This is a genomic window from Comamonas testosteroni ATCC 11996, assembly GCF_000241525.1.
Classification (GTDB): domain Bacteria; phylum Pseudomonadota; class Gammaproteobacteria; order Burkholderiales; family Burkholderiaceae_C; genus Comamonas; species Comamonas testosteroni.
Genome location: NZ_AHIL01000044.1, coordinates 1 through 22,473, shown reverse-complemented (window position 1 = coordinate 22,473; position 22,473 = coordinate 1). Strand labels below are relative to the sequence as shown.

Genomic DNA, 22,473 nt, shown 5'->3' with positions numbered 1-22,473 from the left:
TGAAGAAATCGGATTGTCTATGTCTACTGTTATTGCCTTGTCCGAGCAAGTGCTCAGTCAGCGACTGGAGATTAACGCCCACCCCCGTCGACAAGACTGGTTTGAAGAGCCTGCGCCGCAGCGCAGCATCCTGCAAGAACGCCAATATCGTCGCGAGCAACTTGCGATTGCTTTTCGATTGTTCGCACGCCATGGCTTGCATATAGGCCTGGCCGGCCATATTACGGCCCGTGACCCTGAGTGGAGTGACCATTTCTGGGTCAATCCATTAGGCATCAACTTCTCGCAAATTCGTGTTTCGGATCTATTGCTAGTCAACTCTGCCGGAGAAATTGTGGTGGGCAAAGGGCCGCTGAACCGTGCAGCATTTGCGATTCATGCAGCCCTGCATGAGGCGCGCCCCAATATCGTGGCTGCGGCGCACACCCATTCCACCTATGGCAAGGCATGGTCCACCTTGGGGCGCTTGCTAGACCCGTTGACGCAGGATTCTTGCGCGTTCTACCAGGATCATGCGCTGTTTGACGATTATTCCGGAGTGGTGCTTGAGACCGATGAGGGCGAACGCATTGCCAAGGTGCTGGGAGAGCGCAAGGCGGTGATTCTCAAGAATCACGGTATCTTGACAGCGGGTCCATCGATCGAAGCTGCGGCTTGGTGGTATATCGCACTAGAGAATGTTTGCCACACACAGTTGCTTGCAGAAGCGGCAGGCACACCGCAACCCATACCGCACGAGATTGCTGCATTGACGCATTCGCAAATTGGTGGTCCTGGTGGTGCTCATCACACCTTCCGCGATTTGGCAGCCGTTATTGTGCGTGAGCAGCCGGAGGTGCTGCAATGAACGCGCCATTGAAATTACCGGAGCTGGTGCGCAGTCTGTCAGCTGATTTTGCGCAGCGTGCGGCCGCGCATGACAGGGATGCGAGCTTTCCTTTTGAGAATTTCTCGGATCTGCATCAAGCGGGCTTGCTGACCTTGGCCGCGCCCATCTCGCTTGGTGGGCAGGGGGCCACATTGGCGCAGCTCAGTGATGTGATTGGAGCGATTGGTAAGGGCGATCCTGCTACGGCACTGGTGCTGATCATGCAGTTCACTCAGCACCGCAGTTTGGGGCGCGGGGGTAATCGTTGGCCCAAGGCTTTGGCACAAAAAGTAGTGCGTGAGGCCGCTGAGAAAGGGGCGTTGATCAACGCCTTGCGTGTGGAGCCTGAGTTGGGGTCTCCTGCGCGTGGAGGTCTGCCTGCCACCATTGCACGCCAAACGCCGCAGGGGTGGCGAGTCTCGGGGCGCAAGCTGTACTCAACAGGTGCGCCGATTCTGAGTTGGTATGCACTATGGGCGCGTACCGATGAGGCCGAGCCTAGAGTAGGCTATTTGCTGGTTCCAGCGGGGCTGGCCGGTACACGTATTGACGAGACCTGGGATCACCTGGGCTTGCGCGCCAGTGGGAGTCATGATGTCGTGTTTGAAGATGTGCTGGTGCCTTTTGAGAATGCAGTGGATTTGCGTCTTCCGGCCGAATGGCTTGGTGCAGATCCCCAGGCGCAGGCAGAGATTGCCGTGCTGATCTCTGCGCTTTATACGGGTGTGGCCGAGGCCGCACGTGATTGGTTGCTGGGTTTCTTGCATGCACGCAAACCGTCTTCTTTAGGAGCTTCTTTGGCGACCTTGCCGCGTGCCCAAGAAGTCGTTGGCCGTATAGAAAGTCTGTTACTGACAAATCAGCGCTTGATCGCTGGACTGGCCAGAGGCCTGGACGATGGTGTATTTCCATCCGCGAACGAAGCAGGGCTGATCAAGAGCGTGACTACCAATAATGCAGTGCAGGCGGTGGAGCTGGCCCAGTCGCTGACCAGCAACCATGGGCTGACACGGCATAACCCCTTGGAGCGTCATTGGCGTGATGTGCTGTGCGGTCGTATCCACACGCCTCAAGACGATAGCGTGTGGATTACCGCGGGGCGCAAGGCCCTGGGGGTTTGATCATGGGCTCAATGACAGACGCACCCGCCTTGGCGCCTTCGCTGCGCCAGGCCATCGTGCTTAATCAGTTGGGAGGTGCGGTTTTGTCTGCATCTACCGGTGTGCAGGTTTTGGATGCGGGCCAGGATTTGGCCTGGGAGCGTTGTCACGAGGCCGATGTGCTGCTGACGGCTCCACGTAATGGCTGGCGCGATGCCCCTAAAGAAAAGCCGGCAGGCTGGCCCGGGCGCCTGCGTTGGGTGCATCTGGCTTCGGTTGGCATCGATTATTTTCCCGCTTGGTTGTTTGAGGGTGTGCAAGTCAGCTGTGCGCGTGGTGTGGCGGCTGAGCCTATTGCCGACTACGTGCTTTCTGTACTGCTGGAGCAGTCTTTGGCGTTGAATGCGCGCCGTGCGAAAAACGCTGCGGATTGGGAACGGGAGTCGACTTTGGTGATCTCCCAACCCATGGGGCTGCTTGCAGAGCAAACACTGGGTATCGTGGGTTACGGTGCCATCGGTAAGGCGGTAGCCCAACGTGCAAAAGCATTTGGAATGACGGTGCAGGTTTTGCGCAATGGAAAAGGATCTGCGCAGTTGAATGAGGATGGCGCATCCTATGCCAAAGACCTGTCTCAATTGCTTGCTAGCAGTGACCATGTGGTGTTGGCTTTGCCGTTAACAGCGGCGAGCAGGGGATTGATCAATGCCGATGCACTGGCGTATTGCAAGCCGGGCCTGCATCTGATCAATGTGGCTCGTGGGGGCTTGGTAGACCAAGATGCACTCAAGGTTGCGCTGGATTCAGGTCTGCTCGGCGCAGCCAGCCTGGATGTGACCGAGCCTGAACCTCTGCCAGAAGACCATTGGCTCTACAGCCACGAGAAGGTCAGGCTCACCCCGCATATTTCTTGGGCCGCAGGCGATGTGCAAGCTGCGACCCGGGACAAGTTTGCCGAGAATCTTCAGCGTTATCGGCGCTCCCAAGCTCTATTTGATGTGGTGGATCTAAGCAAAGGCTACTGAGTTGTCTCACCGTTTTTCGCATAAGCATCTGCGAATTAATCGCTTCACCTAAAGCAACTTGACTGCTGCAATGGTTCTTGTATTTCAGACATCACAAGGACGGTTATGCAGAGAAGACACTTCCATCAAGTGCTGGGCGCTGTTTTGGCGGGCTCCAGCTTGTTGGGCGCTTCAAGTGTGGGGGCGCAAGGCAATCGCGTGCAACTGCGCGCAGGCGATCAAAAAGGCGGGTTGAAAGCCTTGCTGGATGCGGCGGGTGAGACCAAGGATTTGCCCTATGACATCAAGTGGAGTGAGTTCCCGGCAGCCGCACCTTTGGCGGAGGCGCTAAATGCCCGGGCCATTGATTTCGGCATTATTGGCGATGCACCCCTGTTGTTTAGTCTGGCGGCGGGCAGCGCTGCCAAGGCATTTGCCGCACAGCGCTCTGATGCCTATGGCACTGCCATTCTGGTGCGCCCAGATTCAGCATTCCAATCCGTCAACGACCTTAAGGGCAAAAGCATTGCCACGAATCGTGGCTCGATTGGACATTTTGTGGCGCTCAAAGCCTTGGATGCTGCAGGGCTGCCACTGGACTCCGTGCAGTTCAAATTCATTCCGCCAGCCGATGCCAAGTTGGCGCTGACACAAGGCGCGGTGGATGCGTGGGCAACTTGGGAGCCATACACAGCGTTGGCGGAAACCAGCCAGCATGCACGCGTACTGGTGAATGGACGAGGGTTGTGGAGTGGCCTGAGCTTTTTGGCTGCAACCGATGTAGCCCTAAAAGAAAAGCGTGAAGCCCTGCAGGACTTCAAACAGCGTGTCGCCAGAGCACAAATCTGGTCATACAAAAATGCCGATGCTTATGGACAATCACTGGCCAAAATCATCGGCATTCCCGTGGCAGCAGCGACTCTGCAATTTGAGCGCAGAGCCATGCGTTGGCAAGACATTGATGCCGCAGTCATTGCCGACCAGCAGCGAACCGCGGATTTTTATGTGAAAGCACGGTTACTCAAGCAAAAGCTGGAGGTTGAGGCGACCTTTGATAAGAGCTTTAGGCTTCTTTGAATCGGGCTGGGATTTATCAAAAATTTTGATACCAGAAACTGAATCGCATCGCCTTCGTGAAAGGTAACTACGGACTTCCAGCTTTTATCGAAGGGTGCTGCCAACTACTCAAAGAAACCTGCCATTGAGAAGCTCCCTGCCTTGTAGCTCGGATGAACGCTATATGGTGGCTTGCGAAAATTCGTGATGTGAGTGCGAGCAGCCGTAATCGCTGCTTGGCGGTCCTCGATTGTCAAATCTTGAAGTGCAGCAACCGGTCGATAGCTGCCTTGGAGCACTGCGACTCTCGGTTGCGGCCATTGCCAGCCTACGACCCTAACGACAGCTAGTGCGGTTGGCTGACACTGGTGCAGCTGGATATGATGCATCAATAGCCACCCGCTCCGAAACTGGGAAGCTGTGGTTACCTGGGCAGGAAGACGGCCTCACATCCAGCATGCAGCTGCTGGACGAACTGTTGACGTCGCTCGCCAACGCCTGAAGATTCCCTCTCAACACAGACCTTGAAAGTCTCGAATGTCCAAGAAAATCTTCGTCAATCTGCCCGTTGCTGACCTGCCGAAGGCCAAGTCCTTCTATGAAGCAATCGGCGCTGTCAACAACCCGCAGTTCAGCGACAACACCGCCGCCTGCATGGTCGTCTCCGACAGCATCTACGTGATGCTGCTCACCCACCCGAAGTGGGCCACGTTCACCCAAAAGCCTATCGTCGACGCCCATGCTGCCAGCGAAGTCATGTTGTGTCTGAGCGCCGACGACCGCACGGCCGTCGACAGCATGGTTGAGGCCGCTTCCGCTCACGGCGGCAAGGCGGACGTGAACCCCCCTCAAGACTATGGCTTCATGTATGGCCGCAGCTTCGAGGACGTAGACGGCCACATCTGGGAAATCATGTTCATGGACATGAGTCAGATGCCTCAAGGCTGACGCAACCTCGACCATCGGCAACGCTTGCTTATGGACGTCCTCTAGCGCTGCCGGCGCGGCAATGTGCTGGCCGCCCAGGCCGGTAGCACCGTTTTTGGACTTCGCTGACAGCCGACTTCTCCGGCTGGGATCGCATATCCGGGGTGTCCGCGTCCTGTCATATCCGAGCGCTCACGCTGTCAGCCAGAAGCGGGCATTGAGAAAGTCATACCAAGCGACTGCTTGCGCTTCAAAGGACTCCACTTTGAGCCCGGTGCTCCACTTCGAGCCTAGACCTTCCCGCAAGGCCCGGGGGCCATGGGAGGGCTAACCGCGTCAGCCAACCGCACTTGTATCAATTGCAGCAGCGCCCGGACACGCGCAGTCACGGAATGGCGATGACTGTATGCCCCCAGCAATTGCAGAGGGGCAGGCCGAAGGTCCAGTGACACTTCCTGCAATCGACCCGTAGCAAGGTCTTCCTGGCAGGGGTGGGCGGCCACAATCGCGAAGCCGATGCCTTGCCGTGCGCCAGCTACGGCCAGCTCTCCGCTGTTGACGCGGTAGCGGCTGCGGACCGGCACCTTGACGATTTGCCCCGCGGCGTCCTGAAACTGCCAGGGCTGGCCCTTCAGCGCACTGAGGGTGGTGATGCAGGGCAGAGATTTCAGCTCACGCACATGGCGTGGCATGCCGGTCCTGGCCAGTAGGGAGGGGGCGGCAACCACGATGCTGGGCAGTGTGGCGAGTTCGCGGGTGATGAAAGCACTGTCCTCCTGATGGCCCCGGTGGAAGACGATGGAAAGGTCCACGTCTTCTCGAAGCACTTCGAGTCCGGTCATCCGGGTATCGCATTCGAGCTCGATGCCTGGATGGAGGCTGCAGAATTCGGCAAGGATGGGGGCCAGCAGCCTTGGTGCCTCGCCAGGCATGCACATTTTCAAAGGGCCACGCAGTTCGCGCTGCACCGCGCCAAGCTCCTCCTGCGTGGAGAGCAGGGTGTCGAGCAAGGGCTTGGCGCGCTCGTAGAGCAATCGACCGGCTTCCGTCATGCGCAGGTGGCGGGTGCTTCGCTCCAGCAGCCGTGTACCGAGTCTGCGCTCCAGTGACGCGACATGGCGGCTGACGTTGGACGAGGGGATGGCCAAAAGACGCGATGCGCCAGCAAAGCTTTGCTCATCAACAACCGCCGCATAGACGCGTACGGTATTCAGATCAAGTGCATCGCGCATTGATTATCCCGTTTGAGGTATGAAAACGTCCCGATTTTGCATGCTAGTTCTCTGCAGTGGCGAAATTTAAGATGCCCTTTTGCCCGATGTGAGGCTGTGGACCGAGCACCGGGCACCCTATGAGCAAGGAGAGATTCAGCGTGGAAATTGGAATACTTGGCGGTGGCATTGCGGGCTTGAGCGTGGCGCTGGCTTTGCGCAAGCAGGGTTACAACCCTCGGGTCTATGAGCGCCGAACGGAGCCGGCAACCATGGGGGCGGGCGTGACGCTTTGGCCCAATGCGAGCTTTGTGCTGGAAGAGCTGGGGCTGCTGCAAGACATCGAGGCCATTGGCGGTCGGCCGCTGACAATGCGCCGCCAGGATGCCATGGGCAATGCATTGGGAGGTCTCGATATCGCCTTGCTGGACCGGACGATGGGATACCCGACCTACACGGTGCTGCGCAGGCACTTGCAGGAGGTGCTGCTGGATCACGCAGCCCGGGCCGGGATACCGGTGGAGTTCGGACACCGGGCGGCGGCCATCGAGCTGGATGCTCATGGCAGGGCCGTGGCCTATTTCGAAAATGGCACGAGCATCCGTCCGGATCTGCTCATTGGCGCCGACGGTCGCATGGGGTCAGTGGCGCGCAAGTTTGTCGCGGGTGACAACACACCTGTCTATCAGGGCTTCGTGAACTGGATCGGCGTGGCGCAGGGGCCGCATGCGCTGGTGGACGATATTGCGATTCAGGATTTCTGGGGGGCGGGCGAGCGCTTTGGTTGCGTGCCGATTCGACCCGACCTGGTGTATTGGGCTGCGGCGAAGGCTCGGCCCCTGACTGAAGCCGTACCGGCCGCAGATATGCGCAAGGAGGTCGAAGATTTGTTCGCGGGATGGCCTGAACCAGTCGCGCATCTCATCCGTGCCACGCCCGCCAATGCCATCCGGCTGATTGCGGTGCATGACCTGGAGCCGCTGCATACATGGAGCAGGGCGAATGTGCTGCTGGTTGGGGATGCAGCACACGCGCCGTTGCCGACGTCGGGGCAGGGTGCCTGCCAGGCACTGGAAGATGCGTGGCATTTGGCCCGGTGCCTGGATGGCGCAAGCGATGGTTTGGACGACGTCTTTCAGGCGTTTGCAAATATCCGTACCTCGAAAACTGCAAGGCTGGCGGAACAGGGTCGGGTCTTCGCGCGCGGGTTGTTCGCCACTGATCCTGAAACCTGCCGCATCCGCAATGAGCGGGCCAAGGCGTCCGATCCTGTGAGTGACGTGCAGGTCTTGGCTGCTGGATGGGGACAGGGCCTGCCAATGCCTGGCTGCCCCGACGGCACGCCGGCGCAGGAGAGAGGCATCGGCAGCCTGTACCGCATTGAATGACGTGCACTGGATTCCACGCGGATAGAAAGCCAGGTCGCCAGTGACGAGAGTCGCGCGGCCGGCTGAGCTTTTCAGGTGCTGGATGTGCCTCGTCGGTTTTTATTCAGGCGCCTTCTTCCATGCATCCGGCTAGCGCGCATGTGTGCACCAGCCGGCAAGCGCCGCATAGCAGGCATGGTCGTTGACACTCGAACGACCGCAACGGGTTGATCTGCGACTGCCGCAGTCCGGCCAGGGGCTACTGGTAGCTAACTCTGCGCATGCACCGCTGCTGTTACTTTCATGTCACACAGTACAAGCGTCACGAAAAGTACTTATGTGTTGCTTAGAGTTTCGGCAGCGGTTGCAAGAGAGCCACCGCCATTCCCTCTGATAAGTTCCGTTCGTATCTCGCCAATGAAAAATCATAAAACGTGCTCGCGTACTCTGGCAGTCGTGGTTGGCTCATTCCTCGCTTCTTCATCCAGCCTGGCCCTGGCACAGTCTTCCATCACCATTTTTGGCGTAGTGGACGTCGGCATCACCAGTGCCAAGTCCGGCGGCAACAGGCTCAATGCTCTGAACTCCAGCCAAGGCAAGACCAGCCTGATCGGCTTTCGCGGCACGGAAGACCTCGGCGGCGGCACCCAGGCTCAGTTCTGGCTCGAAGGTGGCCTCAGCCCTGACACCGGTAGTGGCGGCAGCAGCGGCTCTCTGGGTTTCGAGCGCCGTTCCACTATCGGACTGATCAACAATTCCTGGGGTGAAATCCGCCTGGGTCGCGACTACACCCCCAGCTACAACATCTTCACCGCGTTCGGTGGTCCTGACACCACCACCGGCGTGCAGGCCAACCTGTTCCAGACGATCCGCCAGACTGCGTATAACGCCGCCAGCCAAAGCGGCACGGTGGATCGCACGCGCATCAGCAACTCCGTGGGCTACTTCCTGCCGCGCAACCTGGGCGGTGTCTACGGCCAGTTCTCGGTTTCCTTTGGTGATGAAAACGCCTCCAACTCTGGCGCAAGCAAGGCCCGAAGATACATAGGCGGTAACCTGGGCTATCGCTCTGGCCCGCTGAACGTGGGTATCGGCTACGGCAAGATCGACGGCACTGCTGCCGTGACTTCGCCCAGCGCCATCGCCGCAACCAGCGACCTGGAAGACTTGGCGCTGGGCGCTTCATACAACTTCGGCAGTTTCGTGCTCAGTGGCGGATACAACAGCCTGAAGTGGAAGCCCGTCAGTGGCGCAACCTCCGGTAAGGTGGACGGCTTCTACCTGGGCGCTACCATCCCCGTGGGGCCCGGCAGCTTCCGCGTCAAGTACGCCAGCGCCGAGTTCAGTGGTAACGCCACAGCTCTCACGCGCAGCGGTGGCAAGACCGACAAGTATTCGATCGGATATGTCTACGACTTCTCCAAGCGCACCTCTGTGTACGCCGGGGTTGCGCGCGTCAACAACAAGAATGGCGCCAGCATTGGCTTGATCGGCGGCCCTGCAGGTGTCGCCAACACCGGGTCGACTGGTGTGGATATCGGCATCAGCCACTCGTTCTGAGCGGCGCAACGCCTCTTTGTGCAAAGAAGTCTCCAAGGTCGAGCAGGCCTTCGCCTCGTCGGGCTTTTTTGGGGACTTCCATCTTCCTCTCAAGCCATACCCGCCATGCGCCACTTCACTTCTTCATCCTGCCTGATGGCCGCGGCCGCGGCCGCCGCTGCGGTTGCCTTGCTGAGCGCCTGCGCCGACACCCGCCCGCTTCAGGTCGCCAGCCCCGAGACGGTCATGCAGACCACCGGCGTCGGCAGCATCAGCGCCGTCGTCACGCGTCAGGACGTTCAGTTCGACGACAAGTTCTATTTCCCCTACGAAGGCAACCATCCCGCCACCAAGGCTGATTTCCCCAAGGGCTTTCTGCCGGCCTATGGCTCGGGCCTGGCCTTGAAGGGCAGGCGCGCCGACGGCACGCTGGAGTTCTACGCCATCACCGATCGCGGCCCGAACGCCACCACCGGTCCGCTCACGCAGATCACCGACGGCTCCAACTCCACGGGCTTCGCCAGTTCCACGGTGTTTCCCTCGCCCAACTTCACGCCGTCCATCGGCGTGATCACCCTCGGCAAGGACGGAGCCAGGCTCGTTTCGACCCTGCCGCTCAAGTTCAGCGCCGCGCAGAACGCCAATGGTCGTGTGCAGCCACGGGGCATCACAGGCAACACGGGCGAGCAAGTTCTGGACGACTCCTTCACCTATCCCGGCAAGGCCAAGGGCTACAGTGAATTCGGCCTGGACACCGAATCCGTGGTGGTGGATGCCGCACGCAATGTGCTGTGGGTTTCCGACGAATACGGTCCCTTCATCGTGAAGATCGATCCGGCCACCGGCATCATCCTGAAGAAATACAAGCCCGGCACTGGCACGGCCGATCTGCCTGCCATCCTCGCCAAACGCCGCGCCAACCGTGGCATGGAAGGGCTGAGCATCGATGTGGCCAGCGGCAAGCTGCACGGTTTCCTGCAAAGCCCGCTGAACGACGGAAAGGCCGACTACACCACTGCTGCAGTTCCCGGTGCGACCGGCAAGTCGGAAAACGTGCGCGACTACGCCCGCTTTGTGCGCTGGGTGGAGTTTGACCCGACTACCGAGAAAACTCGTTTGTTTGCATTGCCCGTGGACGGCAGCTGGTACAGCCAGGGCAAGACCGGCAACGCCAAGCTGGGTGATGTGGTCTCGCTGGGCAATGGGAAGTTCATTGCCATCGAGCAAGGCACGGGCAAAGACAAAAAAGTCTTTAACGATCTGGTGCTGATCGAGTTCCCCGCCAACGCTACCGACATCACTGCGCTGGGCTCCGACCTGGAAAAGAGCAGCCTGACCGGCAAACCGGTCAATGGCTCGGACTATTCCAAGGTAGTGGCACTCAAGAAGACCCGGCTCTTCAACTTGAACGCCACCGGCTGGGTGGCCGAGAAGGCCGAGGGCCTGGCACTGGTCGATGACTACACGCTGGCGCTGACCAACGACACCGACTTCGGCGTCTCGCTGGCCGTGCTGGATGCCAGCGGCAAGGAGATCGAAGGCTCGGACGTCACCAAATGCATGGTGGATGCCGACGGCAAGATCGTGAGCGATGGCAAATGCGCCAAGGGCGCGGCGAGCCTGCGCTTTGCCACCAATGACGTCAATGATCGCGCACAGCGACTGTGGACCTTCAGGTTCAGCAAGAAGTTGAGCGAATACGGCGCTCCCTGATCGACAGCGGCTTTTACAGCCGCTGTCTGCTGTAGCCCAGCGAGCCGTACCGGCGCCAGTCGGCCCGCTCGCAGCAGGGCCGTGTTGATGCGACGCACGGCGACCTGCGCTGGTGCTCCACCGGTCTGGATTACGGTGCGGTCTGGACCAGACCGTGACAGCCGCCACGCTCCAAATTGACATGCGCATCAAATGTGCGAGCGCGTGCCTCATTCAGGCGACTAAGGGGCTAACTGTTCTCGCAAGGTTGCCAATATTTCTTCAGAAAGTGCCGGGTTGCCCGCAGCCGTAGCGCGAGCGAGAATCAAGGCTCCAACCATGCTGCTGAGGGTCACGATAGTCTGAGTACGTTTGGCCGCGTCATCACCTTGGAGCACGCTCATAAAGCGCTGGATATTGCGTTCCACTCCCTGGGCAAAAACCTCCGACATCTCAGGCCCCGCTCTTGCAGCATCTGCTGCCAATGCCGCAGCGGGGCAGCCCTCTCCGGGGTGATCGCGATGTGTCGCAGAAAGATAGCCATGCACCAGCGCGCGGAGTCTGGTTGCAGGCACGCCATCCGCCTCCGAGGACTCCAATCCGTCTAGCGGCGTGATGGTCCACTCAAATGCACGCAGGCAGGCCTCGCGTGCGAGAGCATCCTTGGACTCGAAGTGCCGGTACAGCCCGCCATGTGTCAAGCCCGCATCGCGTGTGATCTCTGCCACGCCCACGCCATCCAGGCCCTTTTCTCGATAAAGGCGCGCAGCGGCATCCACGATTCCTTCGCGATTCTCTGCGGCCTGTGCTTTGCTCACTTTCATACGTTAGATGATACTCATCATCAAAACTCATTTATGATTGCGATCATCATCAATAAAGTTGGGCTCAGCTTCTGGGCTCAATAACGGAAGGTGCAGCATGGGTCGTCGGGTAGTCATCACCGGTTTGGGTTTGGTCTCTCCTCTAGGGTGCAATGTGGAGCTGGCCTGGCAACGCCTGCTGGCCGGCCAGTCGGGGGTACGTGCCTTGAGCGCTGTTGTGGGTGAAGGCACAGGCGTCTCCATCGCCGGACGGGTACCAGGCCTGGAGGAGGACCTGCAAGCAGGGTGGAGCCCCGAAGCCGTGATCTCGGCCAAGGAGCTACGCCGCATGGATCGCTTCATCGCATTTGCATTGGGGGCGGCAGACCAGGCTCTGACACATGCGCAATGGGCTCATCCAAGCGTCGAGCAACAGGAGCGCGCGGCGACCGTCATCGGCTCAGGTGTGGGCGGCTTCAGCACCATTGTTGAAGCGGTGCGAACCACGGATGGCAAAGGGCCGCAGCGCTTGTCGCCTTTCACCGTACCGGCGTTCCTGGCCAATCTGGCTTCGGGACAGGTGTCGATCAGGCACCAGCTCAAGGGGCCGTTGGGTGCTCCGGTGACGGCTTGTGCAGCCAGCATCCAGGCCATTGGCGATGCGGCACGTCTGATTCGCAACGACGAAGCGGACATGGCGCTCTGCGGTGGTAGCGAAGCCACGATTGACCGAGTTGCGCTCGGCAGCTTTGCTGCGGCAAAAGCAGTGACCACTTTCTGCGGCGGCGATCCTGCGAAGGCTTCCCGACCTTTCGATCAGGCACGGGACGGTTTTGTCATGGCCGAAGGTGCAGGCCTGCTGGTGCTGGAGGCACTGGATCATGCATTGGCGCGCGGCGCCAGGCCGCTGGCCGAGGTCGTGGGCTATGGCACCTCTGCCGATGCATACCATGTCACCTCAGGTCCTGAGGATGGATCAGGCGCCGCGCGATCGATGCGCGCCGCGTTGCGACAGGCACAGTTGCAGGCTCGTGATATTCAACACCTGAATGCTCACGCAACCTCCACTCCCGTGGGTGACCGGGGAGAGCTGGCAGCCATTCGTCAAGTGTTTGGAGCAGGCGCTGGCCCCTCCATTACGGCCACCAAGTCAGCCGTGGGCCACATGCTGGGAGCTGCAGGCGGAGCTGCTGCGATCTTTACCGTATTGGCCTTGCGCGACCAGATCGCGCCGCCCGTGCTCAACCTGGAGCAGCCAGACCCTTTGGCGGACGGCCTGGACCTGATCGCCGGGAGTGCGCGTGCTCATGCAATAGAGCACGCCATGCTCAATGGATTTGGTTTCGGCGGTGTGAATGCGTCGCTGGTTCTGAAGCGATTTACTGCCTGAGCCATACCTTTATCAGAGGCCTCATCAGGCCATATCGCACATGCGGCTCTTGGTTGATCGTGCAGGCTTCTCACCCGAACGAATGCCAATGGCCGGTAGTGCGGGTTCTATAGAAGCCTGGTTCAGCGGACGCTCGATGCAAGCAGCAAGTCTGTGGCGTCTGCTTTTGAGGACTCTGGCGTAACAGGGCTTCGGTCAGAAGCAGACGTACATGTGCAACTCAGTTCTTCACAAGACCCAGAGCTTCACCCAGCCCGGTTAGAAAAGTGACTTGCTGTCCTGAAAACGTCGTAGCAAGGATTGCAAATTGCAGGCACAGCGAAGATTGGGTTTCTTCATCTGCCGTTTGGAGAGTTGCGGCCAGTTGCTCCATTGCTTGAACTGCTGCATCAGGAGACAGCACATCCTCCCCAGAGAACTCAAGAAATAGGGCACTCTCAGCAATAGCTTGTGCAACGTGCGGATCGGTTTCTTTCTCATGTTCCGGGTTCCCGCGAAAGCCTGGGTTTAAGCCATTGCCAGGGCTGCTTTGGATCAGCCAGAGTCGGTGTGCTCACCCAGAAGCAGCTTTCTTGGCGGAGTGCTATTTTTTCCCTGTCTGCTGAGGTCGCAGCTTGCTTTCTTCTAGGCGAAATTGAAGATAGCGTGAAAGCAAATGCTCAAGATTTTTAGCCCCAACTGGATTCTGAGAGTGGATGACGAATCTGAAGTTCGGGCCGATGAATCCAGGACTTTCCAGGTCTCGATTGATCAACCAATTTACGAACCTGATGGCGGTGTCCTCGCCTCCCAAATCGTGATCGAAGCTGATCAGATCAGGGACACCGTTATTTGACACATAGTCAGCAGCTTCTTCTGTGCTCCTGACAACATGCCATGGTCCGCCCTGATTCGGAGGGAAGCGCTCATCATCCAGAAACAAATTTATGCGACCGTTGTTTGTCATGAAGCTACCCAAGCAAGAGAACTGCAACAGAGCGCAAGTCTGCCACGCCCAGCTCGGGCGGCAACTGAAGAACATAAGGCATGCAGCTGATATGACAGACCGCTTCGGGCCGATCAGCGACAACCCCAACGGACCAATAGCGGTCAGCCCTTGCTCTGCATTCAGCGAAGTCCGAGGATAGGTCGAGCCTGCGTCGACCATGATGCAATCGAGTCTGTTTTTCTGGACTGAATGGGCCAGCTACAGCACAGCAATCTCACCTGATTTCAGGCGACAAACCATGTGACGCCTAATTTGTTATCTTTGACATCGCATTTTGTCGATTCGTCATTTTTCCTTTGTAAAACAACGTCATGAGTCGCCTTGAAGCCGCTTTTCGTCATGATGTAATTCGCCTCGTCTGATTTTGTAACTTGATATAAGTCAAATAAGAGGGGGCGGATTCATGGGATCCAATTTTTCGCGTGGCATGCGGTGTACCGCTGCGCGCGTTTCGCAAGCATCACCCATCACTTTAGCCATCGCGCTGTTGTTCTCCGCGGGCGCATCAGCCGGGCAATACACTGCCGGGACGGAAGCCGAATTTCGCTCGGCGCTCGCGCAAGCCATGGCCGACGGCGATCCCAGTGCCACGATCCGCCTGACTTCGAGCTTCACGATCGCACCTCCCGGAACTTCGTCATTTCCCCGATTCAGCAAGCCGATCACAATTGATACGCAGGGCTTTGAGTTCATCAGAGCTACAGCAGCAGCTAACTTTTCAGTTAATGCCGGTGCACCGGCGACGTTCAACGGAACATATCTGGGCGAATCGGGTGCCACCCCTGGTCTTGCTCTCGCATTCCTTGGCTTCGGCGGGGCACAAGTCATCAACAACGGAACGCTCGCCGGTGGCAACTCCACAGCGAGTGGCACGAGTGGCGGCGTGGGTGTCTCCCTCAACGGCTCCATCACTGCCATCAACAACGGCACCATCAAAGGCGGCGAAGGGGCAGGTTACAACGCTGCCAACAACAATCTGGGGGCCGGCATAACGCTTGCGACCGGTACCTCTGTTGCAAACTCAGCGACAGGGCTTATTGTCGGTGGCAGTGGGTCTGGAGGCATGGCAGGTTCTGGCGTCAGCATCAGCGCCACGTCCGGCAGCACGGTGATCAACGCAGGCACTATTCGCGGTGGCGCCGACCTGAGCGGGGGATCCGGTGGTGGCCGCGGTATCCGTGTTACGAGTGGCACGGTATCTATTCAAAACTCCGGTTTGATCGAGGCTGGGGCTGGCAACTCGGCCATCTACGCGCAGGCGAGCGGAACCACACTGTCCATCATCAACTCGGGTGCTATTCGCGCCGGTGATGGCTATGCAAATGCGATCGAGTTTGGTGTGTCAGGTACCAGTACGCTCGAATTGCAGGCTGGCTCCAATATTGTCGGCAATGTTGTGGCTGGTGCTTTGGGTGCAAGAGATACCTTTCGCCTGGGCGGCAGCGCCAACGATGTGTTCGATGTGTCGACCATTGGTGATACAGCACAGTACCGCTACTTCGATAAGTTCGAGAAGACTGGCACCAGCACCTGGGCGCTGATCGGTGACGGCACAGTGACCACTCCATGGACAGTGAACCAAGGCACGCTGCAGATCGGCAACGGCGGCAGCAGCGGCAGCCTTGCCAGCGACGTGGCGGTCAACAACGACGCGACGCTTGCCTTCAATCGCTCGGATACTTATACCTTCAGCCATCTCATCTCGGGTACTGGCGGTGTGGCACAAAACGGCACCGGCACGACGGTGCTGGATACGGCCCAGGCCTATACCGGCCCGACCACCATCAATTTCGGCACGCTGTCCATCGACGGCTCCATTACCAGCCCTGTGACGGTGAACACGGCCGGTACGCTGTCCGGCTCCGGCACGATCTTCGGCAATGTCACGAACACTGGCACAGTAACGCCGGGCGGTGGCTCGGGCGTGCTGACCATCGCTGGCAACTACATCGGCAACGGCGGCTTGGTGCGCGTGAACACCGTGTTCGATGGTGATGCATCGGCATCAGGCCGCCTTGTAGTGACGGGTGATACGTCGGGCAACGGTCAGATCCAGACAGTCAAGGTCGGTGGCTCAGGAGCACCAACCGTAGAAGGCATCAAGGTGATCGATGTGCAGGGCGCATCGAATGCGAACTTCACCTTGCTGGGCGACTACTCGTTCCGAGGAGATCAAGCCGTTGTCGCTGGCGCGTACGCCTACCGCCTCTACAAGAATGGTGTGTTCAAGCCTACTGACGGTGACTGGTATCTGCGCTCTACGTTGATTGATACGACACCTCCCGGTGGTACTGGTGGCACGGGCAGCGCAACAACCGAACCCGCACCACTGCTGGCACCGACCGTGCCTCTTTACGAGGCATACTCCGGCGTGCTTCAGCGCTTCAACGAACTGGGAACACTGCAGCAGCGCGTCGGCAACCGCTCGTGGTCGCCCAATGCCTCATTGCAGGCAGAGCAGGAAGACGGCAAGCCGAGCATTGGCCGTGGTGCGTGGGCACGCATGGAGGGCTCGAACACTCATGTCGACCCATCGACCAGCACCACCGGTGCTCGCTACAACGTCCGCAACTGGAAGTTCGAAGGCGGCGTGGATGCGCCTGTCGTGCAAAACCAAGCCGGCACGCTGGTTGTGGGGCCGACCTTCCACTATGGCTCTGGCAATGCCAGCGTCATGTCGATGTTCGGTAATGGCTCGATCAATACCACCGGCTACGGTATTGGCGCAGCAGCCACCTGGTACGGCAACAATGGTTCATACGTGGATGGCCGAACCACCGTAACCTGGTATGACTCCAGCATCAGCTCTTCGACTCTGGGAACCAAGCTGGTCAACCACAACCGCGGCATCGGTGTAGCCACCAGTCTGGAAGCCGGTCACCGCCTTGCGCTGAGCGGCAACTGGTCGATCACGCCTCAGGCTCAACTGGCCTGGTCGCAGATACGTTTCGATGCGTTCACTGACCAGTACGGCGCCAATGTGGCACGTGACAACGGCGACAGTCTGGTCGCGCGCCTGGGCGTGTCTCTGGATCATGAGACCAAGTGGAGCGCAGGCAATGGCAAGGCCAATCGCTCACATGTGTACGGTATTGCCAACCTGTACTACGACTTCCTGAGAGGCACCTCGGCACGCGTCGCAGATATGAATGTGACCAGCAAGGACCAGGCGCTGTGGGCCGGTATTGGCTTGGGTACATCACTGAACTGGGATGATGGCCGCTACACGGTTTATGGGGAGTTTATGGCGCGCACCAGCGTGCAGAACTTTGGCGACAGCCATGCCGTCGGTGCGAAGTTCGGCTTCCGTATGAAGTGGTAAGCCTGCCTGAGTTCAGGGGATGGCAATCAAGGTCCACCCAGTGTGGGCCTTTTTTAGTTGTGACGATTTGGAGCCGTTTGCGAAGGTCTGCTTAGGGGCGGTAGTACCCGTTCCCAGCTTACGAGAGCTGCCGCTCAGTTTGTCTGGCGCACTGCGATTCAGCCCGATTCTGGTTTGAGATGCACCGCTGGGGTCTGCCCGGATAGCCGGTCAACGTCTTCCGGAGTGTTCGTCAGCGCCAACTTCAAATCTCCGTCTGCTCAGAGGTCTCGAGGGCATTTTCGGCTTCGATGCCCCGGTACCTCACTGTCGACCCCAGTGTGCAGTGGCCGAGCCGCAACTGCACAGGGCGCAGGTTCCTGGTGCGGCGATAAATCAGTGTCACCTTCGTCCTGCATTTGAAGCCCTACACGCAGCGCCCAGATGTCCTTGAGCTTGAACGGTGCCTCCGGTCCGCCGATCTTGCCCTTGCTCCACGGCTCGCGATGAGCGGTATTACCTGTGGCTCTCCCATCGAGTTGAGGGCTACACAGGATGCGCTCCCGAGCGGGCGCGCATCCGAATCGCCTGAGCGATTAGCGATTGGCGTTGGCAGCAGCCTTCTGTTTGTCAGCCTCCTGTCGCAGCCAAGAATTCAGCCGGCGTTCGGGATACAGGCCCAGCAGCTCGCATTCATGTTGTCACCATGGCCAAGAAGACGGCGATCAACAGTCCCAAATACACCATGGCGTGAACTCGGTCTGGAATGCGCCCGATCCACAGCGATGCTGCACGGATACCAATCCAGGAACCGGCCACGAGCACAGCAGCAGCTCGTATGTCGATATAGCCGAGGTGCCACTCGCCAAGAGGTAAAGGAGATTGAGTGGACAGGACGATGTAAGTCCCTGTTCCTGCCAGTGCGACCGGCAGTGATAGCGGATTCGCCATGGCGGTAGCTCGTGTCATTTCGATCCCACGGCGGCGCATCAGGGGAACGGTCATCACGCTGCCGCCGACCCCTAGCAATGCAGCAACCCACCCGATCACCAGTCCAGACAGTGCATTCTTCAGCGGCCCAGGGTGGTGCTGCTTTGCCGAGGGCTGAGCAAGAAACCCAGGCCTCAACCAGCAGTCCAGAATGGTCAGCACCATATAGGCCGCAAAGGCCCAACGCAGCCACTCGCTGTGAACAACGGTTGCCGCAAGTGCGCCAAGTGCAGCCCCCGCGCCAATGGGTCCCAGCAAAGGCCTGACATTCATCCAATCCACTGTTCCAGCCCGTTGGTGACGCCAAGTAGCGAGGAGCGCACCGAAGACCATCACGCAGGTGGATGTTGCAACGGCAATCTGCATGGCCGATTGCCCCACTGCGCTGCCTGGGAGGTTCGGTGTAGACAACAAGCGGTACAGCAGCGGAACCACCACGAATCCGCCGCCAAAACCAAACAGAACGGTAGTGACGCCCGTTACACATCCGCAGACCGCCAACAACAAATACAACGACACGAAAAACTCCATTGATGCAGGAGTCGTCACAGTAGATGGCTCTGGAGTGGCGCGCTTCCGATGTTTGGTCAACAATATTTGTATTTCGGCCATTCACTCTTTGCAGTCTTGCTGTGCGCAATCAATCACTGAACTTCCTAGATGCTACGCCTCGTGCTGTCGTGGCCATTGGCACCGATTACGCGCCTGGCACCGTTCTGGATACCCATAGCCATCGCCGGGCACAATTCCTCTATGGCGCGACCGGGTTGATGGAAGTCGGTACTGACGATGGCGCCTGGGTGATACCTCCCCACTGTGGCGTATGGATTCCAGCAGGCAAGCCGCACAGGGTGAAGATGGTGGGAGTCAATACTCGAAGCCTGTACATCGAGCCTGACGAGGTGCCACGGAGCCAATCGCATTGCGAGGTGCTGGCCGTGTCCCCGCTGCTGCGGCATCTGCTCATCGAATCCATCGACTTGCCGGCGCTGTACGACGAGCGCGGTCGCGATGGCGTGCTGATGTCGCTTTTGCTGCTGGAGGTCGGCCGCGCAGAAGCACTGCCGTTCTTTGCGCCTCTGCCGCGGGATGAACGACTGGCGACTCTATGCATTGCTTTCCTTCACCAACCCGATGTGCGCTTGTCGCCGCTGGCCTGGGCACGGCAGCTACACCAGAGTGAACGCACCTTCAGCCGGTTCTTTCGCTCGCAAACCGGACTATCGTTTTCAGAGTGGAGAAGCCAGGCGTGTCTTCTTTTTGCGATGTCCAAACTGGGGACCGGTGATTCAGTGACAACGGTGGCGCTTCAACTGGGCTATGACAGTCCGGGTGCCTTCTCCACGATGTTTCGCAAGAGGCTCGGGAGCAAGCCGTCAAACTTCATGGCGGCAGAGCGGTAATCCGCGCCGGCGGCCACGTTGTTGATTCATTGCAGGCTCGTGAACGTCTGCCTTCAGGAGCCAGTTTTTCAGATCAGTCCAGCTTCGTGCTTCGCCTCCTTTGGAGGCACTGCCATCAAACCTGTACACGCTCCAGCCTGAATGCGCTCTGTTTGGATCGAGGCATGCACTGGTCTTTTCTTCGACCGTCCATGCAACACAAACGTGTGGTACGCAGAGGCTGAAAGCTGTGTATCGACCAGTGGCAGGCTGGGTAAATGAAAGAGGCGGAGCAGCTGCCAACATTGGCACCTTGGGAGTAGTTGAAGCGGCACCAGCCTAGCTCCGGGTCTCTGTCGGCTGGCAGCTATTGGCCTGGCGCAGCCGTTCGCGAAGGCTGCTTGGCCGACTGCTTCAAGCTGACAGCTGTCGGCCAGTTCCTTTACGCCGATGTCCCCAGATGGGGCGTCAATCAGATGAAAGCCGAATTTCTGTTTTTGGCCGATCTAAGACGGTTGCTGATCGACCAGATGAAGACGGTCAGCTCGCAGCTAAGTTCAGCGGTGTCATTGGGCGTCCGCTTGGATGATCGGTTCGGCCTCACTTCGGCTCAAAGTGTGCAAGTTGCGTTGCGACGATGTGCGTGCAGGCCGAGAGTATCCTTGCTGGGGCGCTGGGTCAGAGAGGCAATGCTGCCCTAAGCCATAGCGCATTGCCTTGAGCGCTATTTTTCATGTTCTTTTCGAACTGCCATTTGGCCGTTAGAAACCAACCGCGCCCGCTGTCATATTTGATGCTCGGGCCTATTGCCATCCCACTGGTCTTGCTGTTGGACAGTTCAACGCCCATTTGCTTGTCCAGTTGGGTCTGTTTTCGGTAGTAGCCACCCAGGCCAAGTACCCAGCCATTTCCCAGCCCCCATCCAGCTGCATAGTCCAGGTGAAATTCTTGCCCTGACCGGTAATCAGTCGCCTTGTTCACGCGGTTGATGAGGTATCCCATGCGTAGATCACCGTTGAAGCCTTGGCTGTTGAGATATGAAACAGCCAGAACTGGCTCCAAGGCAGAGTAGTTTCTGCCCAGGTTTGCAAGATCTCCATTCCGATAGCTTCCTGTGGGAAGCGTGACGTCCAACCCCAAAATGGTGTGCAGGTTGGAGCCGTGGTGATGACCCACGCCCAAGCCCATTGTGATGTCACCGAGGCCGCTTTTCTTTTGAGACTGGCCGCCCATCTTGGCTTCGACTTCAACCAGCGGTGCAAGCATGTGCGCGACGAGATCACCACCCAGTACCGAAACCCCTGGAACCCAGATGACACGAGGTGTGATCGCTGTGGCTCGAACCTTGAATCCAGGAATGCCTATTTGCTTGCCGGAGAAGTCATTGAGCCGGTTGGCTTCGTAATGATTCACGAAGGCGATCCCGTAGATGCCAGGTGGAGGCAGTGCTCCTGCAACAAAATTTTCCGCCCCGTTGGGGTAGACAGAGCCTCCCCCTTCGGCAGCGTTCGCACTCGCTGCTCCAATGACAGAAGCGCAGATCAGAAGGTGAATTGATTTATCCATGATGTCTCCTTTTAGAACGTGATTCGTTCTTTCTTTTGTGGATAGGTGGGTAATGCGGCGGCCAGCAGGAAGGGCGCGGTAATCAGCTTGCTGTTGCTTGGCGCGTTCTGAGCAAGTCCAGGGCGACGTCGACAATCATGTCTTCCTGACCGCCGACCATGCGGCGCTTGCCCAGCTCGACTAGGATGTCCACGGCCTTGAGTCCGTATTTGGCGGCAGCCACTTCAGCGTGACGCAGGAACGAGCTGTAAACGCCTGCGTAGCCCAGTGCCAGCGTCTCGCGGTCCACGCGCACCGGGCGGTCCTGCAGCGGGCGCACGATGTCGTCGGCCGCATCCATGAGCTTGTACAGATCCGTGCCGTGGTTCCAGCCCAGGCGCTCTGCGGCTGCGATGAACACCTCCAGCGGAGCATTGCCGGCGCCAGCTCCCATGCCGGCCAGGCTGGCATCCACGCGGTCGCAGCCTTCTTCCACGGCCACGATGGAGTTGGCCACGCCCAGGCTCAGGTTGTGGTGGGCGTGCATGCCGGTCTGGGTTTCCGGCTTGAGGGTGTCCTTGAAGGCCCTGAAGCGCTCCCGCACATCATTCATGCCCAGTGCGCCGCCCGAGTCCACCACATAGCAGCAGGTGGCTCCGTAGCTCTCCATGAGCCTGGCCTGTTCAGCCAGGGCCTTGGGCGAGGTCATATGACTCATCATCAGAAAGCCCACTGCTTCCATGCCCAGATGGCGCGCGTACTCGATGTGCTGGCGGGACACGTCGGCCTCGGTGCAGTGGGTGGCCACCCGCACCACGCGCACACCGGCGTCGTAGGCGGCCTTGAGGTCGTGGACGGTGCCGATGCCCGGCAGCAGCAAGGTGGTGATCTTGGCGTGCTTGACCACGCTGGCCACGGCCTCTATCCACTCCAGGTCGGTATGGGCACCAAAGCCATAGTTGAAGCTGGAGCCTTGCAGGCCGTCTCCGTGAGCGACCTCGATCGAATCGACCCTGGCCTCATCCAGTGCCTGTGCGATCTGCCTGGCCTGCTCCACGCTGTACTGGTGACGAATGGCGTGGCTGCCGTCGCGCAGGGTCACGTCGGAGATGTAGATTTTCTTGGTTTGTGTCATGGTGTGTCGTCTCCTCAGGCGGCCACGGCGAGCGTCGCCAGCATGCGCTCGGCCATGTGCTCTGCAGTGCGCAGGCCGGCGCTGGTCATGATGTCGAGGTTGCCGGCATAAGCGGGCAGATAGTGGGCCGCACCCTCAACCTCCAGAAAGATCGAGGTTTTCAGGCCCGTGATGG

The 22,473-nt window shown here is 59.0% G+C and carries 19 protein-coding genes and 1 pseudogene; 11 read left to right on the top strand and 9 right to left on the bottom strand.

Translation table 11 applies throughout. The features are described 5' to 3' along the window. The first annotated feature begins 19 nt into the window (after window positions 1-19). From CTATCC11996_RS20840 to CTATCC11996_RS20820, 5 genes are all read left to right on the top strand, one after another. Entirely contained in the window at window positions 20-847 is an 828-nt protein-coding gene (locus tag CTATCC11996_RS20840; RefSeq protein WP_003080102.1) for a class II aldolase/adducin family protein, read from the top strand. Beyond that, on the top strand, window positions 844-1,989 hold the full coding sequence (locus tag CTATCC11996_RS20835; protein WP_003080098.1) for an acyl-CoA dehydrogenase family protein: 1,146 nt from the start codon (window positions 844-846) through the stop codon (window positions 1,987-1,989). The genes CTATCC11996_RS20840 and CTATCC11996_RS20835 overlap by 4 nt, the downstream gene beginning before the upstream one ends. 11 nt (window positions 1,990-2,000) lie before the next feature. Then, window positions 2,001-2,993, top strand: coding sequence for a D-isomer specific 2-hydroxyacid dehydrogenase family protein (locus tag CTATCC11996_RS20830; protein WP_114865082.1), 993 nt, complete (start codon window positions 2,001-2,003; stop codon window positions 2,991-2,993). 105 nt (window positions 2,994-3,098) lie between these two features. Then, the gene (locus CTATCC11996_RS20825) at window positions 3,099-4,049 is read left to right on the top strand and encodes an ABC transporter substrate-binding protein (RefSeq protein WP_003080090.1); all 951 of its coding nucleotides are present in this window, start codon (window positions 3,099-3,101) and stop codon (window positions 4,047-4,049) included. A 516-nt stretch (window positions 4,050-4,565) separates the two neighbouring features. Then, a complete protein-coding gene (locus CTATCC11996_RS20820) occupies window positions 4,566-4,976 on the top strand; it encodes a VOC family protein (RefSeq protein ID WP_003080088.1) in 411 nt (136 codons plus the stop codon). Between the two features lie 269 nt (window positions 4,977-5,245). Here the strand turns inward: CTATCC11996_RS20820 and CTATCC11996_RS20815 are convergent, their stop codons facing one another. Continuing rightward, window positions 5,246-6,187 carry a LysR family transcriptional regulator gene (locus CTATCC11996_RS20815; RefSeq protein ID WP_003080086.1) on the bottom strand — a complete coding sequence of 314 codons (942 nt, stop codon included), beginning with the start codon at window positions 6,185-6,187 and terminating at the stop codon, window positions 5,246-5,248. Window positions 6,188-6,327: 140 nt separating this feature from the next. Here CTATCC11996_RS20815 and CTATCC11996_RS20810 point away from each other — a divergent pair, with 140 nt between their 5' ends. The 3 genes from CTATCC11996_RS20810 to CTATCC11996_RS20800 all read left to right on the top strand — a co-directional run bounded on the left by CTATCC11996_RS20810 (window position 6,328) and on the right by CTATCC11996_RS20800 (window position 10,785). Then, window positions 6,328-7,554, top strand: a complete 1,227-nt coding sequence (locus CTATCC11996_RS20810) for an FAD-dependent monooxygenase (protein WP_003080084.1) — start codon at window positions 6,328-6,330, stop codon at window positions 7,552-7,554. 396 nt (window positions 7,555-7,950) lie between these two features. Next, window positions 7,951-9,093: a porin gene (locus tag CTATCC11996_RS20805; RefSeq protein ID WP_042438592.1), complete on the top strand. Its 1,143-nt coding sequence runs from the start codon at window positions 7,951-7,953 to the stop codon at window positions 9,091-9,093. Between the two features lie 105 nt (window positions 9,094-9,198). Next, window positions 9,199-10,785, top strand: a complete 1,587-nt coding sequence (locus CTATCC11996_RS20800; protein ID WP_003080080.1) for an esterase-like activity of phytase family protein — start codon at window positions 9,199-9,201, stop codon at window positions 10,783-10,785. A gap of 221 nt (window positions 10,786-11,006) precedes the next feature. Here the strand turns inward: CTATCC11996_RS20800 and CTATCC11996_RS20795 are convergent, their stop codons facing one another. Then, window positions 11,007-11,588: a TetR/AcrR family transcriptional regulator gene (locus tag CTATCC11996_RS20795; protein WP_003080078.1), complete on the bottom strand. Its 582-nt coding sequence runs from the start codon at window positions 11,586-11,588 to the stop codon at window positions 11,007-11,009. A gap of 97 nt (window positions 11,589-11,685) precedes the next feature. Here CTATCC11996_RS20795 and fabF point away from each other — a divergent pair, with 97 nt between their 5' ends. Then, on the top strand, window positions 11,686-12,957 hold the full coding sequence (fabF, locus tag CTATCC11996_RS20790) for a beta-ketoacyl-ACP synthase II (RefSeq protein WP_080569920.1): 1,272 nt from the start codon (window positions 11,686-11,688) through the stop codon (window positions 12,955-12,957). A 220-nt stretch (window positions 12,958-13,177) separates the two neighbouring features. Here the strand turns inward: fabF and CTATCC11996_RS26395 are convergent, their stop codons facing one another. From CTATCC11996_RS26395 to CTATCC11996_RS25750, 3 genes are all read right to left on the bottom strand, one after another. Beyond that, window positions 13,178-13,330 carry a hypothetical protein gene (locus CTATCC11996_RS26395; RefSeq protein ID WP_003080073.1) on the bottom strand — a complete coding sequence of 51 codons (153 nt, stop codon included), beginning with the start codon at window positions 13,328-13,330 and terminating at the stop codon, window positions 13,178-13,180. Between the two features lie 210 nt (window positions 13,331-13,540). Then, window positions 13,541-14,104: a cyclic-phosphate processing receiver domain-containing protein gene (locus CTATCC11996_RS25970; RefSeq protein ID WP_174437025.1), complete on the bottom strand. Its 564-nt coding sequence runs from the start codon at window positions 14,102-14,104 to the stop codon at window positions 13,541-13,543. Window positions 14,105-14,326: 222 nt separating this feature from the next. After that, window positions 14,327-14,695 carry a hypothetical protein gene (locus CTATCC11996_RS25750; RefSeq protein WP_157999254.1) on the bottom strand — a complete coding sequence of 123 codons (369 nt, stop codon included), beginning with the start codon at window positions 14,693-14,695 and terminating at the stop codon, window positions 14,327-14,329. Between the two features lie 133 nt (window positions 14,696-14,828). Here CTATCC11996_RS25750 and CTATCC11996_RS20775 point away from each other — a divergent pair, with 133 nt between their 5' ends. After that, window positions 14,829-17,267: an autotransporter family protein gene (locus CTATCC11996_RS20775; protein ID WP_003080069.1), complete on the top strand. Its 2,439-nt coding sequence runs from the start codon at window positions 14,829-14,831 to the stop codon at window positions 17,265-17,267. Window positions 17,268-17,939: 672 nt separating this feature from the next. Here CTATCC11996_RS20775 and CTATCC11996_RS20770 read toward each other — a convergent pair. Continuing rightward, on the bottom strand, window positions 17,940-18,848 hold the full coding sequence (locus tag CTATCC11996_RS20770) for a sulfite exporter TauE/SafE family protein (RefSeq protein ID WP_003080068.1): 909 nt from the start codon (window positions 18,846-18,848) through the stop codon (window positions 17,940-17,942). 20 nt (window positions 18,849-18,868) lie between these two features. On the opposite strand from CTATCC11996_RS20770, the gene CTATCC11996_RS20765 reads away from it, so the two are divergent. Further along, window positions 18,869-19,639, top strand: coding sequence for an AraC family transcriptional regulator (locus tag CTATCC11996_RS20765; protein ID WP_034349865.1), 771 nt, complete (start codon window positions 18,869-18,871; stop codon window positions 19,637-19,639). Window positions 19,640-20,296: 657 nt separating this feature from the next. Here the strand turns inward: CTATCC11996_RS20765 and CTATCC11996_RS20760 are convergent. From CTATCC11996_RS20760 to CTATCC11996_RS25645, 3 genes and pseudogenes are all read right to left on the bottom strand, one after another. After that, the gene (locus tag CTATCC11996_RS20760) at window positions 20,297-21,184 is read right to left on the bottom strand and encodes a SphA family protein (protein WP_003080064.1); all 888 of its coding nucleotides are present in this window, start codon (window positions 21,182-21,184) and stop codon (window positions 20,297-20,299) included. Between the two features lie 82 nt (window positions 21,185-21,266). Next, the gene (dmpG, locus tag CTATCC11996_RS20755) at window positions 21,267-22,298 is read right to left on the bottom strand and encodes a 4-hydroxy-2-oxovalerate aldolase (protein WP_003080063.1); all 1,032 of its coding nucleotides are present in this window, start codon (window positions 22,296-22,298) and stop codon (window positions 21,267-21,269) included. Window positions 22,299-22,312: 14 nt separating this feature from the next. Continuing rightward, window positions 22,313-22,473, bottom strand: a pseudogene (locus CTATCC11996_RS25645) (acetaldehyde dehydrogenase); the annotation flags it as partial.